This window comes from Roseofilum reptotaenium CS-1145 (genome assembly GCF_028330985.1).
Taxonomy (GTDB): Bacteria; Cyanobacteriota; Cyanobacteriia; order Cyanobacteriales; family Desertifilaceae; genus Roseofilum; species Roseofilum reptotaenium.
Genome location: NZ_JAQMUE010000054.1, coordinates 1 through 17,317, shown reverse-complemented (window position 1 = coordinate 17,317; position 17,317 = coordinate 1). Strand labels below are relative to the sequence as shown.

General features: G+C 45.4%; 12 protein-coding genes and 1 pseudogene. 9 read left to right on the top strand and 4 right to left on the bottom strand.

The features are described 5' to 3' along the window. Positions 1–55 precede the first annotated feature (55 nt). The 3 genes from PN466_RS08920 to PN466_RS08910 all read right to left on the bottom strand — a co-directional run bounded on the left by PN466_RS08920 (position 56) and on the right by PN466_RS08910 (position 4,988). A complete protein-coding gene (locus PN466_RS08920; protein WP_271938842.1) occupies positions 56–1,903 on the bottom strand; it encodes a response regulator in 1,848 nt (615 codons plus the stop codon). A gap of 105 nt (positions 1,904–2,008) precedes the next feature. Further along, positions 2,009–3,304: a methylglyoxal synthase gene (gene mgsA, locus PN466_RS08915; RefSeq protein ID WP_271938840.1), complete on the bottom strand. Its 1,296-nt coding sequence runs from the start codon at positions 3,302–3,304 to the stop codon at positions 2,009–2,011. A gap of 22 nt (positions 3,305–3,326) precedes the next feature. Next, a complete protein-coding gene (locus PN466_RS08910) occupies positions 3,327–4,988 on the bottom strand; it encodes a DUF2079 domain-containing protein (protein WP_271938838.1) in 1,662 nt (553 codons plus the stop codon). A gap of 185 nt (positions 4,989–5,173) precedes the next feature. Here PN466_RS08910 and PN466_RS08905 point away from each other — a divergent pair, with 185 nt between their 5' ends. Then, positions 5,174–6,418, top strand: coding sequence for an IS701 family transposase (locus tag PN466_RS08905; protein WP_271938836.1), 1,245 nt, complete (start codon positions 5,174–5,176; stop codon positions 6,416–6,418). A 606-nt stretch (positions 6,419–7,024) separates the two neighbouring features. Here the strand turns inward: PN466_RS08905 and PN466_RS08900 are convergent. Then, positions 7,025–8,293, bottom strand: a complete 1,269-nt coding sequence (locus PN466_RS08900; protein ID WP_271938833.1) for a hypothetical protein — start codon at positions 8,291–8,293, stop codon at positions 7,025–7,027. A gap of 62 nt (positions 8,294–8,355) precedes the next feature. Here PN466_RS08900 and PN466_RS08895 point away from each other — a divergent pair, with 62 nt between their 5' ends. From PN466_RS08895 to PN466_RS08860, 8 genes and pseudogenes are all read left to right on the top strand, one after another. After that, the gene (locus tag PN466_RS08895) at positions 8,356–8,772 is read left to right on the top strand and encodes a hypothetical protein (RefSeq protein ID WP_271938831.1); all 417 of its coding nucleotides are present in this window, start codon (positions 8,356–8,358) and stop codon (positions 8,770–8,772) included. A 140-nt stretch (positions 8,773–8,912) separates the two neighbouring features. After that, positions 8,913–10,052: a hypothetical protein gene (locus PN466_RS08890; RefSeq protein WP_271938828.1), complete on the top strand. Its 1,140-nt coding sequence runs from the start codon at positions 8,913–8,915 to the stop codon at positions 10,050–10,052. Positions 10,053–10,350: 298 nt separating this feature from the next. Further along, complete coding sequence (locus tag PN466_RS08885) at positions 10,351–11,073, top strand: hypothetical protein (protein WP_271938826.1); 723 nt, start codon at positions 10,351–10,353, stop codon at positions 11,071–11,073. A gap of 228 nt (positions 11,074–11,301) precedes the next feature. Further along, complete coding sequence (locus PN466_RS08880) at positions 11,302–12,678, top strand: ATP-binding protein (RefSeq protein WP_271938822.1); 1,377 nt, start codon at positions 11,302–11,304, stop codon at positions 12,676–12,678. Positions 12,679–12,730: 52 nt separating this feature from the next. Next, positions 12,731–13,153 carry a putative toxin-antitoxin system toxin component, PIN family gene (locus PN466_RS08875; RefSeq protein ID WP_271938819.1) on the top strand — a complete coding sequence of 141 codons (423 nt, stop codon included), beginning with the start codon at positions 12,731–12,733 and terminating at the stop codon, positions 13,151–13,153. Positions 13,154–13,160: 7 nt separating this feature from the next. Continuing rightward, the gene (locus PN466_RS08870; RefSeq protein WP_271938816.1) at positions 13,161–13,379 is read left to right on the top strand and encodes a toxin-antitoxin system HicB family antitoxin; all 219 of its coding nucleotides are present in this window, start codon (positions 13,161–13,163) and stop codon (positions 13,377–13,379) included. A gap of 173 nt (positions 13,380–13,552) precedes the next feature. Further along, a pseudogene (locus PN466_RS26275) lies at positions 13,553–13,795 on the top strand (four helix bundle protein); the annotation flags it as partial. Positions 13,796–13,831: 36 nt separating this feature from the next. After that, the coding region (locus PN466_RS08860; RefSeq protein ID WP_278003036.1) for an nSTAND1 domain-containing NTPase at positions 13,832–17,317 on the top strand (3,486 nt) is incomplete at its 3' end.

The window sequence follows — 17,317 nt, the reverse complement described above, 5'->3', positions numbered from 1 at the left end:
CCTGATAAGGGCTAGACACCCGAATCTTTTTATTGTATCTCTGTTCACGGGTGGGTTAGCTGCTGTGCAAATATCGCTGAACCTGTAGAGGTGAACGGCCTTTCGACCCTACTTTTCGGCGCTCTAACCGATTGAGAATGCGAGCAATTAACTCGGGTTCTACAATCGGTTTTTGGATATAATCATCCGCTCCTGCAAGAAAGACCTGTTGAATGGTTTCGGAATCTTGATGACTCGATAGAAACAACACCGGAAGCGCCATCCATTGAGGGTCATTCCGCAGCACTTGACACAGTTCAATTCCCGTCACTTCAGGCATTTCAATATCCAGCAGCACTAAATCAGGTTGGATCTGTTGTAGGATGTGCCAAAAGGCTTGGGGATGGTCAAGAGAAGTAATCTCAAAACCCCAAGGTGTGAGGATTTCTTCCAAATAAGCCAACAGTTGGCAGTCATCATCGACAATGAGCAGTTGGGGCGATTGGGTTTGATCTCCTTTTAAAAAGGGACGCACCGAAGCGATCGCCTCCTGTGCCAGAATGGGTTTTTGTAGAAACCCTTCACCTCCTGCTCTAGCTACCGCCACGCGATCGTTTAGGGTATTTTGCTCGGTCACAACCACCACCGGAATGGGAGGTTGAGCGCTAGAAAGGGACGTAATCCATTCTAAAACTTGAGTGCGGGAAGTTTGCGGTAGGGATAACTCCAGTAAAATCAGATCCGGTCGCTGTTGCTGCATTTGCTCTTTCCCCTCTGATAGGGTAGACACCATTTTCAGATTGAAGTGAGCGCGTATTGCTTGTTCTTTAAGAGCTTGGGCAAAAATGGGATCGGGTTCGATCGTCAGAATATGGGGTAAGGGAATCTCTGGTGGGGGAGAGGTCGGTTTTTCTGGGCTATTCTGGGTGAGACCTTGATGTAATTCCTCAATTTGAGGCGCTATGGTTTCTCGGAGCATTGTTCGATCTTGAGCGGTTTTCAGGGTATGCTCGATTTGCCGGGCTACTTCGGAGAGCCGAGTGAGACCAAAGCTACCCAAGGAACCTGCCAGGGTATGGGATTCTCGAATGGCATCATGTAAGGAATCCGGATTGAGGAAACCAGTGGGTATATGATCTAGGGTTGTTTGGATGACTTTGAGGCGATCGCAATATTGATGCTGATACCGCTCCCAAATAGGGAGAAAAGCGGGAGGAATGCCCGAGTTTTGGGTGGCAGAGGACTCTTGATTTCTAGCCTTGAGGCGATAACCTAAACCATATACCGTCTCAATTAAATCGTTCGCAGTACCCGCTTTTTTAAGTTTTTGGCGTAAACTTTTGATATGGGTGCGTACCGCATTTTCGGACGGGGGGTCATCAAAACACCACAAATGATCGAGGATTGCACTTTGACTAAAAATACGTTCCGGATGACGCAAAAAGAGTTCCAGCAATTCATATTCCTTCGCTGTCAGTTTGAGTTGATTTTGCCCATACATCACTTGGCATTTACCGGGATCGAGACGTAACTTACCCCAGGTGAGAATGGGGAGTCGAGTATTATTTCCCCGGCGCAACAGAGCGCGAATTCGAGCCAGAAGTTCCGGTAAGTCAAACGGTTTAGTCAGGTAATCATCAGCGCCTGCATCTAAACCTGTCACCTTTTGGTTGCTAGAGTCTTGAGCAGTCATTAATAGAATGGGGGTGCGATCGCCTTTTTTGCGTCGTTTCTGGCAAAATTCAATACCATTTAACTGAGGCAATCCCACATCCAGTAAAATTAAATCGTAGATAATGCCTTCAGCAAGCTGCCATCCTAAGTTCCCTTCAAAAGCCACATCCACCAAGTAATGGTGAGCAGTAAGTTCATTTTTTAACAATTCAGCTAGGGCTTCATCATCTTCGACCAATAAAATCTTCATCGCCTGCTCTTCCCTCTGATGCCTTATTATGGCTGTTGTAACTTGGGTTCTCTTTCTTGGCAATGATGAGTGGCTATGAAGCGGTTAACATACGTCTTCAATGGGTTAATCATTGATTCTTTGATTGGGTGGCGGTGCAAGTACCGTTAAGCTTTGAGGAATACATTCGACTTCAATAGGGGTTGTGCCAATAATTTCTCCATCTAAGACGACTTTTTGAGGAGGATGAGTAGCGACTTTAACTTTGCGCGTGCGTACTCCTAGGGTATCTTCCCGTTGAATGGGAGTTTTGGTCAGTCCAGAACCAAATAAATCAATCATGGCATCCACGGTGGCCAGTTTGGTCTCAGCCGTAATAATGACTACTTCCAATAAGCCATCATTGGGCAGGACTTGACCCATACCTTGAGCCATGACAGAGGTTGGGGGAGCCGCGTTGGCAATGGTAATGGCTCCTGCTTGAAAGGTTTTCAGCACGCCATCAACTTCCATTTCCACCTCGAAGAGTTCGTGTTCTCGAACTTGCTTCCACCCTGCAATGATATAGGCTAGGGGACCCCAACGAGTTTTGGCTTCGCGATCGGCTTTTTCAATGGCTCCAGCTTCATAACCGATACCGGCTAAGAGAATCATGGGTTGACCATTGCATAATCCCACATCCACGACGCGAGTCATTCCGGTAATGATGACATCACAAGCGGTGCGAATGGGGGTTAAGCTGGAAAGAGAAATAATGTCGAGGGCGTTGGCAAAGGCGTTAGCGGTTCCTCTGGGAATCACACCTAGGGGAATTCCTGTACTAATTAAAGCTCCAGCAACGGCGGATACTGTGCCATCACCGCCAGAAGCGAGGATCAGATCGGCTTCTTGGGCGATCGCCGCTTTGGCGAGGACTTCCGGCCCCTCATCCGGTGTAGTCATGGATACCGTCAGTTGGAAATACGGTTCCAACAACTGCCGAATCAATAATAGGTCTTGGTGGGAGTTTCCTTGACCGGAAACGGGATTAAAGATTAAATGTGCCCTACGAGTGCGCCGCAGACTGGTAACGATCGCTTCTGCGGTCGATACGTTCGTCGCCAATGCCACATCATGCACTTCACAAATCCGCAACAGAGCATTAATATCAGGTTCGTGGGGTTGGGCGTAGAGGGGATCAATGAGGAAAATAAGCGCTCTCACTTGACCTGTAGCGACTTGGGCGGCAATTTGCGCATCCCCTCCCATAGGCCCAGATAACATGCATTCTACGGTTAATCCGGTGGCAGAGGCGATGCGCTCCCCGGTAGTCCCGGTGGCAATCAGGGGATAGCAAGAGAGCAACTTAGTATGTTTCTGGGCAAAGTTAACGATATCGTCTTTTTTGCGATCGTGGGCAATAAGGGCAATTTTTTGGGACATGGGTAACGGGTAATGGGTAGGCTTAAGACACTGGGGAGGTGGGATTGAGTTCTTGGTGGATATTTTGGATCAGGGGATTGAGCATTTGTCGATAGGCTAACCAAGCGGCGATCGCCTCTGGATCGTTCGCTACATTTTGGCGCAAGAAAACAACTCCATCCTCAAACTCCAGAATCCCATAACTGCGCTGTTGCAATAGCGCATCAATCAGGACTACATTATAGTAAAGCAAGTGGCGCTCTTGGGTAAAAGCGGATTGATAGCGTTGCAAGCGCCACAGATCAGCTACTAAATACTCCACTTGCAAGCGATCTTCCTGTTCATTTCTTAACTCAATTCCCGGCAGGCGAATAATCTCCGGTCTTCCAGAAAGATGGGGAATAATTTCTTGGGTTGCCGACACACTCCCATCTGGTGGAATTTGATCAATGATGGACTCAATTGTACCGGCATGTTTCCATTGTTCCGGTAAAGAAACAAAAATCCAGGGATTAACCGACTCAGGAACCAGAAAATAAAAGGCGTGACTCGGATTTGCCATAATCGTCAGCAAAATAGAGAGGATCATAAATCCTGACCAAATCTTCTGAAATCGGGGTGTTAACTGCCGAGAATAAAGTGTATGGGGATTGCGAGTAAAATGATGAAAATCTTGGCCAGACCACCAGAGAATTACCCCATAAAACAAACCAGGAACTCCCACCATGGCATAGGGTGCAGTAATCGCTAACCTCGATAATCCCTGACCTAGAAGTACGAGCAGTAAAGGGAAACCGGAAATACACCAAGCTGCCAGAGAAACCATCGGAATAAATGCTAAAGGTAAGACCTGATGAACTAAATAGGTTAGGGGTTTTCCTGGATGTTTAATTAATTCCCACAGTACTTGAACTGCGGAGACTTCATCTGTTTTCAAATATTGCCCAAATTTATCCATCAGAAATCGCTGATCCACATCGGCAGAAAATTGGGGCATAAGGGTATTCGTGACGATTAAAATATAGGCAAAACTCAATGTACATAACCCAATTCCTAACCGGCTATAGCGTTTACTAAGGATTAAATACACGCCGATACCAAAAATAATAAATCCTGAATCTTCGCGCACACCTAATATCCACAGAATGAGAGGTGCAAAGAGCCACCACCAACGTTTTTCTAAGGCAAGTAAGGCACTAAAAACTAAGAGAGGAAATTGACTAATCGTGTGAAAATCCGCTAAAGTTGGCCCAAGTACAGCCGTGGCACTATAAAAGCTACAGGCAATCATGGCAGCAACTGGGGGGTTTAGATACTCTCTGGCTAAGATATACAGCACCAAGCCCGCAGCCGTAACTAAGATAACTTGAATGACAATCAATATCACGCCATGGGGGAAGAGAGCATAGAGAGGCAACCCAAGTAGCATTGCCGGTGTAAAGTTCTGTCCTAAGTGATTGTGAGTGACGGTGGGAATCTCGCCTTCATAGATGATTTCCGCCGATAGTACGGAACCCAGAGAAGTATTAAAAAAACGCCCATGGAGACTATTCCAGAACATCTGATTGAATAATCCCTGATTGTAGGTGGAATAAAAAGTATAATGGCGGTGCAAGGTCAGGGTGAGGCTAAAGAGGAAAAAGGCGATCGCCGCAAAAATAACCAGTCTCAGACCAGAAGACTTTGATTTGGGCACTTCAGACATGGGGGAACTTGAGTTGAACTCCCTGACACGATATAAGAATAGACCCCATTGTATAGTACTCTCCTAGGACATTAATAGCCTTCTCTATTCGGTTGTACGCTTTTGCTTCTATCCCTCTTCTGTCACTCTTTGGGAATTAAGATAGAATAATGTAGAGTATCAATGGCTGGAAAGGAGACAGCGCAATGGATGTAGAGTTACAGATCTTAAAACATTTGCCGCGATCGCCAGAAAAAACAGCTGCTGTAGTAGATCAATATTGTGAAAGTTATAAAGAGATTTTTGGTGAAGTGAGAAGTTATGAATATTTTAAATACTTGCATATAGGAATTATCTCACCCATTAAGAAAAAATCCTTTCCAGAAATCGCCAAAGCAGTTGGCATCAATTCCCCTCAATCATTACACCATTTTATAGCCAATTCTCCTTGGTCTGTCGGAGAATTAAGAAACCTCAGATTAAGAAAAACTCGAGAAGCATTAAAAGACGATAAAATCACGGTAATCATTGATGAAATAGGAGATAAAAAAAAAGGAAAGAAAACCGATTATGTGGCTAGGCAATACTTAGGAAGTGTGGGAAAAATAGATCGAGGGATAGTCGCCGTCAATGCTTATGGAGTCTACAAAAATATTACCTTTCCACTCCTGTGTAAAGTCTTTAAGCCTCAAGGGACATTAAAGGAAGGAGACATATATAGAAGTAAGCTTGAAATTGCTTCACAGATGATTGATGAACTCAGGAATTATGGCTTGAATATTGAATTAGTATTGGCGGATATTTGTCCTAGAGAAGGTGGGACATTTGTGAGCAAATTAGAGGACTATAACTTATGCTATCTTTTGTTCATGAGGAGCGATCGGGCAGCCCTAATACCCAGTCATGAAAAAGTTAGAGAGAATAAGTGGTACAAATTTTCCAGATTTCTTGGCGATCCAACAGCAGAAAAACGGTATGTTAGAGAGATTATATTTGATCGTCGAAGAGCGCAAACCTATTGGCAACTAACTACAGATATTTCTACTCTGCCAGAAAATTCAACGTTTTGGATGATAACCAATATTCAAGAGACCAGGAATCAGATGAAAAAGAGCATTAGCAACCTTTATAGTTTGACCAACTGGTCAGAATATGGGTTTAGAAAATGTACACAAGAATTGGGCTGGGCGGATTATCGATTAACTCAATATGTCCAAATTGAAAAATGGTGGGAGATGATCCTGAGTGCTTACCTCATGATTAGCTTGAATAGTCAACCCTTTTTGTCATTAAAGAGTTTAGCATTGCAGAATGCAGAAAGCTCTAAAGCTCAAATGGATGATTCTGAAGCCTCACAGTCGCATCACTCTGGTGAGTGGAAAAGTGTCTTGAATACTCTTCGTTTACTGATTCAGCCAATTTTACAGGGTGACCAGACAGCTCAAAGATAGCTATGGCGACTTTTTACGGTGATTGGCCAACTGAAGAATATTTCTCAAATTGAACACTCCCGTCACCGTAGCCCAGTGAACTGCTTTGTCAACATTCTGCTTAACTCGAACTCAGGTTAACAGAGACTGCGTAAAATAAGTTTCATGTTAGTAGGGGTTTTGAGAACACCAAGTGTCTACTGGTAAACGAGTGTCTAAATCGACCACAGCACAAATCCGGCCTCCTAACTGACCCAAGGGAGTCGTTTCTAAGCTCTTACAGCATTTTTCGATGTTATGAGGTACAGTAATCGAAATTTTCCTTGAGAGTGCTTTCCGATGAAAAGCTTGAAGAATGGACATTATAGCGTGAAAAATGGTTTTCCTATTACCTATTACCGCGCGAAGCACTGTAAGTTTCCGAAACAAGGCTTCTCAAGTCGAAGCATCGACTATTCACAAATGTTGAAAATGTTGTTGCGCTAATACCATACTGGGTTAATTCGGTTCTTGTTCTTCCTACCAATCTCGTCAAGAATACCCAGCCCGATCTCTTTTGACAACTAGTGTACAGCCTTAACTTGTTACCAATGCCTATTGCCTATTCCCTAGCGCGAAGGGCTATAGTCATGTTTTTGGCTTCTCGTGGGGAGCAAAAGGATTCACCACTTGTAAAAAGTCTTTCGGAGGCCCAAGAACCGGTTTGGTAGAAGGTGCAGGTTGGGTGGGACGCGCTTCACCCATTCCTAGGTGGCCTTTTTCTAGGGTTCCAACGACTAAAGAACCGATATAATCGGCACTGGTATAGGCTTTTTCAATGCAGTTATGGATATTGACTAAATCTTCGTCATCAATAATGCCGTTGCTGGTGGCTTTATAGAACTGTACGGTGATACGGATGGGATAGTTGGGGTCTCGTTCGAGTTTGTAACCCCCAAGTTCTAAATGTTCGCCTTCATCCTCTCCATGACTAATGACGGCATCTTCCATATCGCTCTCTCCCAAGGTTATCCCCCGGCACTTCTCCTCTAGCATAAAATCACAGCTACCAGCAGCCATAGACAGGAAGGGAGAATCTTGTTTTTGTTTTAAGGGAACTTGCACAATCATTACCCTATTCACATCTTCGGCAACGGTGACTTGGCTACGAGCTTCTTCTAGGGAAATGCCTTGACGAGTGGCAAGTTCTTGGGCTTGGTGGTCTTTGTAGTCGCTTAGGCGCTCTCCCGTGAGGCAAGTCTTTTGACCGTTGTTGTTGAAATAGACATTTTGTCCCCATTGGGCGCGATCGCTATTATTATCGAGTACAGTTGCACTACTGCCTTCTGTCGTGATTAGAATCGCCAGAACGGCCGGACTATCCTTACGAGATTGATAATTAAACAGAACCGGGTTAAACTCGCATTTCCCTTGTTGAGGAATGGGAAGAAAGCAGGCTTGAGCGCTAACTAAAACGTGGGTATCCTTATCCGTTACCAGGGATTTGTTTTCAGGATCATATTTCTCTGGATAACTAATATATTCAGAGAGATTATTCAGGTATTCTTTCAACGAGATTGCCTCTAGGTCTTCTCCCTGTTGATTTCCGACTTTGAGGTAGACATACTCTAGAGGCACATCACCCGTTTTATCGGTAAAGTTAGGATAGCGAATAACGGGTAAGAGTTCTTTCTTCTGGGAATTATTGCCATGGCGCACTTGTAGTGTCATATCAGTAATATTGGGCCCCCAGACAGAACCCGCAGTCCGGGCGGTATCTTCCCACATGACGTTAACGACATTCAGTCCGAGGATGCGGGCGCGATCGCACAGTTCACTCTCTTGAGGCATCCGGACAACCTTGTTAATCGTCGTTTCAAATCCCTGATTGCCATTGATCATTTCTGCTTCACTCAAATAAACGTTAATTGCCCCTAACTGTTCACTATTATAGATAAGCCCGATAGGGAGAAACCAAAATGATTTTTAGAACCACTTTAGGACTAACCTTAGTCGGCGCTCTCCTGTTGGCCGGATGTGAGGCCCCCCCGAATCCGGACATCAAACAAGCCTCATCTGCAATGGCTCAAATGGCGACTCCTAAAATGCTCTCTCGTTCCTGCTTTTATCTCATTTATCCTAATGGCAAGCCTTCAGAGTTTGTTCGTTATCTCTTTTCTGATTTAGGTGCAGCAGAGTGGCCGATTGCGTTTGATGAAATGGAAGAGGAACAGATGAAATCAGCTCGCATCACTCCCCTACCCAGAACCGTGAGAGTTTCGGCTCTGAAACGAGAATATCCTGAAGAAAAAGAGCTAGTCTTGATTCCAGATGAAGCCACCCAACAATTGTGTCGCTCGAATATCGAGTTAGGTATTGATGCAGGAACTCAATAGATTTCTTGGGGAATAGGGAATAGGGAATAGGGAATGGGGAAAAACTGTGTACCCATTACTCTTTTGCCATGTCGATTAAATGTTGACGAAAGGATTTTACAGTATGATAAGTAACAAAGCTATCCTCACCAAACAGAGCTATGAATATCAAGAGAGACCTACTACTCACTACCCTCTTGAGTGCTGGAGTATTGAGTTTTACTCCGATCGCCTTTGCTGCGAGTAATGAGTTGCCCAATGCTTGGATTGTGCAAGTGGAAGGGAAGGGAGAACTGGAGCGCCAAGATGGACGTAGAGTAAGAGCTAGATTAGGAATGCCGGTGTTTGCAGGCGATCGCCTGTTAGCTACGGATGGCTCCCTGTTAGTCCAATGTTTGAATTTAAGTTTACAGGCGATCGCTTCAGGAGAACAAAAACCGAATACTTGCATCAGTCAAGCTGAAAAGACAGAAGATGAACCTGAATGTTCTCCGGGTTCCTATGGTTGTCCTCATCGAGGTGATAGGGATTTTCAACTACACGCTGATGTACCCTATATTATTAGCCCTCGACGCACGTATCTGAGAACCTCAACGCCTCGCTTTCGTTGGCATTCAGTTCCCAATAGCCAAAGCTATACAGTCATTTTGAAAGGGGATGGGGTCGAGATTTGGCGCACCACAGTAGAAGTGGGTTCTGTAGAAGCAGGTTTGGAACCTATCCCCACAGAAATAATATATTCTGGCGATCGCGCTCTGGAGGCGGGAATCAGCTACACCCTACAAATTGAAACAGATCAAGGTGCTTCTTCTCTCGATGCACAACCCATGGCTGGAGGAATTCATTTCCAGATTCTAGAACCAGAAAAACAAGCCGAATTCTCTTTAAAAGAAGCCCAAGTTCGGCAACAGTCTCTCGATCCTGCGGCTGAACATTTAGCGTTAGCGCGACTCTATTTGAATTTTGACTTAATCGCTGAGGCGATCGCACATTTAGAATCAGTAGTGAGTAACGATATCGAGGGAGCCAGCATATACCGACAATTAGGGGATTTATATTTATTGAATTTGGGGCTGGTTCCTCTAGCTCAAGCGTATTATCAACAAGGCTTGAATCAGATCGCTTCCGATAATTTAGAAGATCGAGCGGCGATCGCCCATGGTCTCTCTCAAATTTATCAGGTAATGGGCGATCGCTCCCAAGCCCTCGATTGGTTAACTGAAGCTCAACAAGGATATCAAACGTTAGGATATACTCAGAAACTCGAAGACATTCGTAAAGAATTACGCATTTTAGAATAATTTTAACCCCTGCTTAACGAGGAGAGTATGATTAAAAGATTCTAAACCTCCCAATCTGTGTTTCTATTTATATCTTAAAGTTTGTTCAAAAAGGGATGTGATACGCTGAGTGTACCAGAGATTATAGCGTTTTTTTCGTCTATAAGGTGTAGATTGAAGCCTTAGACTCTAAGCCATACAAGCTATTGCTAGATTGCCTTGTACCTATTGCCTAGCGTGAAGCGCTATAAATACTCTATTTATTCGGTTCAGGTTCTCTCAGGCAACTGATGATTAAATTGAAAGGAAGTCTACAATTATGGAATCAAACCTGCAACGTTCTCTGCAAAAGTCTCTACTTGGTGTTCCAGAGTACCTTAGTATAGGCTGGTCAGAGTTCACTAAAAATATTCAAATCTTTTGCATTTTTACGCTGATCACTAATTTACCCCTTTTACTCTCAGAGCAGCTCTCTGGTGGCCTAGCCATACTGCTTGCTATCATTGGCAATGTCCTGTTGATCGTAGTTGGACTAGCTGTACCCAATGTGGTTGAGCGCTCCATTCGAGGTCAGAGTGTAGAGATGATGGCAGTATTGGAAAATGCTGCCCCTAAGTTTTTTATTGCGTTTATTGTCAGCATCGTCGTATCTATTCTTGTTGCACTGGGCTTCATCGTATTGATCATTCCTGGTATCTGGCTGTCTATTCGGTACAGCTTTACCTACTATGCTATTGCATTACGTGATTGTGGTTTCGATGCCATGGGCTATAGTCAAGGTCTGGTTAAAGGTCGTTGGTGGGCTGTATTTGGACGATTCGTACTTTTAGGGTTATCTGTTTTCATCCCTATTCTACTTTTGACTTTTGCCGCAGGTATTATTAGTGGTCTCCTCGGTATGGTTGGGTTAACGATTGCTGCCTTAGCAGTCTTGTACTTAGCTATCGGGATAATTGGCTATTATTTTGCCACTGTATCTGTGATTATGTTCCTGAATTTCGACTACACAGCTCAAGGCTCTGCTGGCTCAGTTGGAGGATAGTGCTATAGCAGTGCATGAGGTATTTAGGAGGATTATGGTATTGTTTGAGGCAATAGGGAATAGGCAATAAAAATTCTCCTAACTCTCCTTTGCGCTGCTTATATCACGTTTTTTTGTCAACTTGAAAGTCCCTCTCTTGCAGGAGAGGGATTTCTCTTACCTCCTACTGGGGGATGAAGGGAAACCCCTCAATACCACTCGTTGAATTAGACCATGAGTAGTTAATCTATGCCCTTTGATTTTATTCGGTTTCTTAAAGCGACTAAACCGAGCGATACTATTGATGTTAGCGATCGCGAACAAAGAAAGCTCTATATTGATTTTACTCAGGTAAGAGGCGATCGCGTTATTACCGAGTTATTTGAGCATATTACTGAGATCTATCCCGATGAACCCACCTGTAATCTCTTTACTGGACATATTGGCTGCGGTAAATCAACCGAACTATTGAAGCTCAGAACGGAATTGGAAGAAGCCGGATTTTATACCATTTATTTTGAATCCAGCGAAGACTTAGAATTAGCAGATGTAGATATTGGAGATGTATTATTGGCGATCGCCCGTCGAATTTCCCAGGGACTCGAAGAACTACAACTTCCCCCAGCCACAGGACTACGGGGATTCTTAAACCGAACCACGGATTTATTACAAAAGGAATTTAATCTCACAGAAGCAGAAATTGGCATTCCTGAAACTGAAAAACTGCCTCAAATCGGTGTTAAAGCCAATTCAGAAGGCTTTTCATTAGGCATGGGAATTGCTAAAATTACTGCCAAAGCGAAAGAAGATACTCAACTGAGACAGAAGCTTAATCAATTTTTAGGGCCGCAGAAAACCGAGTTAATCAAAGCCATTAACCAAGAACTGATTCAGCCTGCCATTGAATGCTTAAAACAACAAAACAAGCAAGGATTAGTTGTCATTGTTGATAACTTAGACCGCATTGATGCCACCCGAAAATCTTGGGATCGTCCTCAACAAGAATACTTGTTTATTGATCAAGCCGAATTCCTGCAAAAATTCCAATGCCACCTAGTCTATACCATGCCCTTATCATTACGATTTTGTGATGAATACAACCGTTTAACAACCCGCTATCCCGATTCACCGAAACTCTTGCCTATGGTACGGCTTAAGAATCGCGATCGCCAAGATTGTCCTCAAGGAATGGAGAAAATGAGGCAAATGGTTTTAGCCAGAGCTTTCCCCAATTTGACTGAAGCAGAACGACTGAATAAAGTTGTAGAAATATTTGATCATTCCTCCAGTTTAGACCATCTCTGTCGTACCAGTGGCGGTCATGTCCGGGAATTACTGCAACTGTTAACTGAGTGGATTCCTAAAGACCGTAAAAAGGGAAAACTTATCCGTGAAAGTTTAGAATTTGTCATCCGCCAGCGACGCAGTAATATGATGTTGCAGATTGATGAATCTGAATGGGAATTGTTGCGACAGGTACAACAGACTCAGCAGGTAAGCGGCGATGAACATTACGATAAATTAATTCATTCTCGTTTAGTATTTGAGTATCAAGAAGATGGAGTTTCTTGGTTCGATCTCAACCCCATTTTGGAAGGCGCGGAACAATTGGGGAATAGGGCATAGGGGCGATCGCCATTCCCATCCCTAATGATGGCGTATATGCTATCATTGGCTCATGTCTAGCAAGCTTGTGATTGACACCAATGTTTTTGTCAGTGCCTTGATTAGTGCCGATGGTGTCAGTCGTGCTGTGCTTCGTGCCTGCTTACAAGGCAAGTATCAACCCCTGATGGGAATAGCTTTGTTTTTGGAGTATGAGTCCATTCTGTCGAGGTCAGAAGTCATGGCACGTTGTCCGCTACCGAGAGTAGATGTTGAAGCATTGCTGGCTGCTTTGATGTCGGTGAGTCAATGGGTTCAGGTGTATTACTTATGGCGGCCAAACTTGAGGGATGAAGGGGATAATCATTTGATTGAGTTGGCGATCGCAGGAAATGCTGAGGCAATTATCACCCAAAATGTTAAAGATTTCCAGAGGGCTGAACTCATCTTTCCCCAGCTTTCTATTCTTTCCCCTAAAGCCTTGATTATGGAGTAAGTATAATATGGCAACCTTAACTATTCGTTTACCCGATGATAAACATTCTCGCCTGAAAGCACTGGCTCAATCTCGTGGCATGAGTGTGAATAAACTAATGGAGGAACTCTCAACACTGGCACTGGCTGAGTTTGATGCTCAGACACGCTTTCAAGCCTTGGCAATGCAGGGTGATGTGGCGCAGGGTTTAGAGATTTTGGAGCGGTTGGATGCTTTGAATCAATGATACAGTGCTTTGGGCTGTGATAGGAGGATAGAGGGAATAGGGAATAGGGAATGGGGGAAATGGCTATACAAGAGAGAACGGAATATTTTGCGGTGCGAGTGATTAGCGCTTATGTAGAATTGAGTAAAAGGAATTATGATGATGCCGGAAAAGTATGAGCTAAACAGTTTTTAAGAAGTGATACATCGATTGGAGCTAACTGTGCCGAAGCTACTTATGCTCAATCTCGAAACGATCTGATTTCTAAATATTCTATAGCCATTAAAGAAGCATCAGAAACTCAATACTGGATTAAAATTATGATTAATGCTCAACTTGTTTCTCAAAAAAAGTTTACTGCAATGCAAGACGAGTTAACCACCATCATCAAGATTCTAACCACTATCATCAAAAAACTAAAATCAAGTTATCCATAAAAAACTCCTATTCCCCATTCCCTATTCCCTAACCTCATGATTGCTCTCAGTCCTGAAAATCTGGATATTCTAGACAACCTCAACTGGATGCTTGAAGTGTCTCGCGGTGAGTTTGCGCTGATGATTGCTTGTTGTAATTATGGTGATTTGCAGCAGGCGTTAATCGATGAGTTAGTGAAGATGTCAGCCTTACACATCAAGGTAGTGAAATTGCAGGAAGGGGAGACTTCTTTATTAAATGCGCTGCACCGAGAAGGATCTTATCAAGAAACATCGGGGGGAAATGAAAATCCTATTCCCTATTCCCTAATTCTTACGGGTTGGGAGCGAGTCGAGCAACTGGAGAAACTGTTGGCATCCGTGAACCAGGTGCGGGAGTCTCTGAAGGGGGAGTTTCCTGTACCAATGGTGTTTTGGGTGAATCAGGGAGTCTTGAAAACGTTGCTCAAATCGGCTCCGGATTTGGCAAGTTGGGCAAGTCACTATCAATTTCGGCTTCCTTCAGCCGCACTGAATGACTGGTTAGCCGAGCGGGTGGAGCGTTTTCAAAGGAATGGGGTGATGTGTACTCCGGAAGAAGCCAAAGAACTAGCAATGGCACTAGAAGCGCTCCAACGGGATATCGAAGAGGAGGGAGCCGGAACTCTGAGTTCTGAAGGGAGAGCGCATCTAGAACTGTTGTTGGGGTTGGCTGGAGTGCCTTATGGAGATAATCGCCAGATTGAGGAAGCTATTGGACATTATCAAAGGGCGCTGGAGATGTGGGAAGAGCAGGGAAATCTGGAGCAACAAGGCTATGTGTGCAGTCAGTTGGCGTATGCCTATTTTCGGAAAGCGTTTCCGACGAGGGAGAATGTACAGTTTGTGCCGCCGAAGTTATTTAATGAACTGGTAGAGGAGCAACGGCGAGAGGGTTCTGAGTGGCAGGTGGCGTATGGGTATGTGCAGCGAACGTTGGCACTGTGGGAAGAGGGGGGAAGGTTGGAGAATGTGGCGAGGACGTTTCATCGCTGGTTGGGAATCTTGCGCTATTTGCAGCATTGGGAGTTGTTGGCACAGTTGGCGCGTCAGGTGATTCCGTTCCATGAAGATGAGGAGAAATGGCCGAAGTATTATCTATTGCGGGATTATTCGGTGTTAGCAGAGGTGGCGTTTGAGCAGGAGCATTGGGAGGAGGCAGAGCAGTGGAGCGAGAAGGTATTACAGGAAGCTCCAGAAGACTCGACTCAATATTATATGGTGCTGTCGCGGTTGATTTTGGCAAAAGTTTATCGCCGTCGGGGAGAGAGGGATGCAGCTATTGAGCAATTGCAGAGGGTACAGAAGGTACGGGAGTTGGGGGTAGAACGTGCGCCGAGGCTGCATGTGGAAGCGTTGGAGTTGTTGAGAGCGTTGTTGTTTGAGCGTCAGGACTATTGGGAAGCCTATGAGGTGAAGCGGGAGTTACGGACGGCGGAGTTTGAGTATAATTTTCGCGGGTTTGTGGGGGCGAGTCGCTTGAAACCCAGACCCCATCAACGGGGGGTGGCGACGGAAATTCGGGCGGCTGGGAGAGAGGAAGCGGTTCAGGAGTTGGTGGAGCGGATATTGGATACGTCTCATGTGGTGACGGTGATTTATGGGTATTCGGGGGTGGGGAAGAGTTCGCTGTTGCAAGCGGGGTTGGTTCCGGCTTTGGAGGAGAAGGTGCATCAAGACCGGATTGTTCCTATTGTGTTGCGGCGATATGAGGATTGGCAAGGGCAGATTGGGGAGCAGTTGGAGCGCTTTGGGTTGTTCCCTTCGACTCCGCTCAGGGAACAGACTTCGCTCCCTTCGACTTCGCTCAGGGAACAGGCTCCGCTTAGGGAACAGCCCTTCGACTCCGCTCAGGGCACGTCCTTTGAGTTTGCTCAGGGAACAGCCCTTCGACTCCGCTCAGGGCACGGGAATGGGTGGACTGAGGGGGATTTGTTGCGGGTGTGGCGAGAGGCAGAGCGTTCCCATGAGCGCATTGTGTTGATTTTTGACCAGTTTGAGGAGTTTTTCTTTCGGTTTCGGACAAAGCCGGAGCGGAGGGCGCTGTTTGGGTTGCTCTCGGAGGGGTTGGAGCGCTGTCCTAAGCTGCAAGTGGTGATTTCGATTCGCCAGGATTATATTCATTATTTGTTTGAGGAACGGGAACTGCAACGGGTGGGGGATGTGCTGCGTCAGGAGAATGCTTATCCGTTGTCCTATTTTCAGCCGGAGGAGGCGGTGCAGATTATTCGGCGGTTGACGGAGAAGACGAGCTTTCATCCGGAAGAGGAACTCTTGGAGCGTCTGGTGCAGGATTTGGCGGGAGAGACGGAAGAGGTGATTCCGATTGAGTTACAGATTGTAGGCAGTCAATTGGAAGACAGTTATATTACGCGGTTGGAGGAGTACGAGCGGCTGTATGAGGGGGTGTTGGAGCCGAAAACGGAGCTGGTGCGGCGTTATATCAAGACGGTTGTTGAAGATTGTGGCACAGAACATGAGCGATCGGCCTATTGGCTGTTGTTTTTGTTGACGGATGAAGACTTGCGCCGTCCGGTGAAGACAGAGCCGGAACTGGAACGGGAGTTACGGGAAAAGATAGAGGAGGCAGACTTACCCCTGGTGCTGAAGATATTGGTGGGTTCGGGGTTGGTGCTGTCGATAGACGAGCGAGGGGAACAGTGCTATCAGTTGGTGCATGATTATTTGGTGCGCTATGTGCGCGAGCAAGCACCGGAACTACGACAGTTGCAGGAGAAACTGGAACAGGAGCAAACCAAACGGGAAGAAGCGGAACGCAGTTTAGCTGAGATTGAGAAGAGGGTACGGCAGAGCCGTTGGCAATTAAGGTTCACATCTCTGGCCTCAGTGCTGATTATTGCTGGTACAGGTGGGTTGGTGTATCGAGCTAGGGTAGAACGCAAACTCGCCCTAGACAGTATTCGATGGGAACGGTTGGGTATTAAAGTCCTACGGCAATTTGAGAATGTACCCAGTCAGCAGTTAGAGACTCTTGTTTTTGCCCTACAAATCACTCAAGAGTTGTACTCTCAAGTGATTAATCAATCTGTGACTGAGTATGTCGCCTATAGTCCAATTTCAGCATTGCAACAAATTACCCAAACGATCAGGGCGCAGAATCAAATTCCTCACCAGAGTAAGGTCAGGGCAGTAGCCTTTTCCCCTGACGGACGTTACCTGGCTACTAGCAGCGATGACAAAACAACCAAAATCACAGAAGTCGAGAATGGAAGAACTTTACACACCATTATTCACCAGAGTAGGGTCAGGGCAGTAGCCTTTTCCCTTGACGGACGTTACCTGGTTACTAGCAGCGATGACAAAACAGCCAAAATCACAGAAGTCGAGAGTGGAAGAACTTTACACACCATTATTCACCAGAGTAAGGTCAGGGCAGCAGCCTTTTCCCTTGACGGACGTTACCTGGCTACTGGCAGCGATGACAAAACAGCCAAAATCACAGAAGTCGAGAGTGGAAGAACTTTACACACCATTATTCACCAG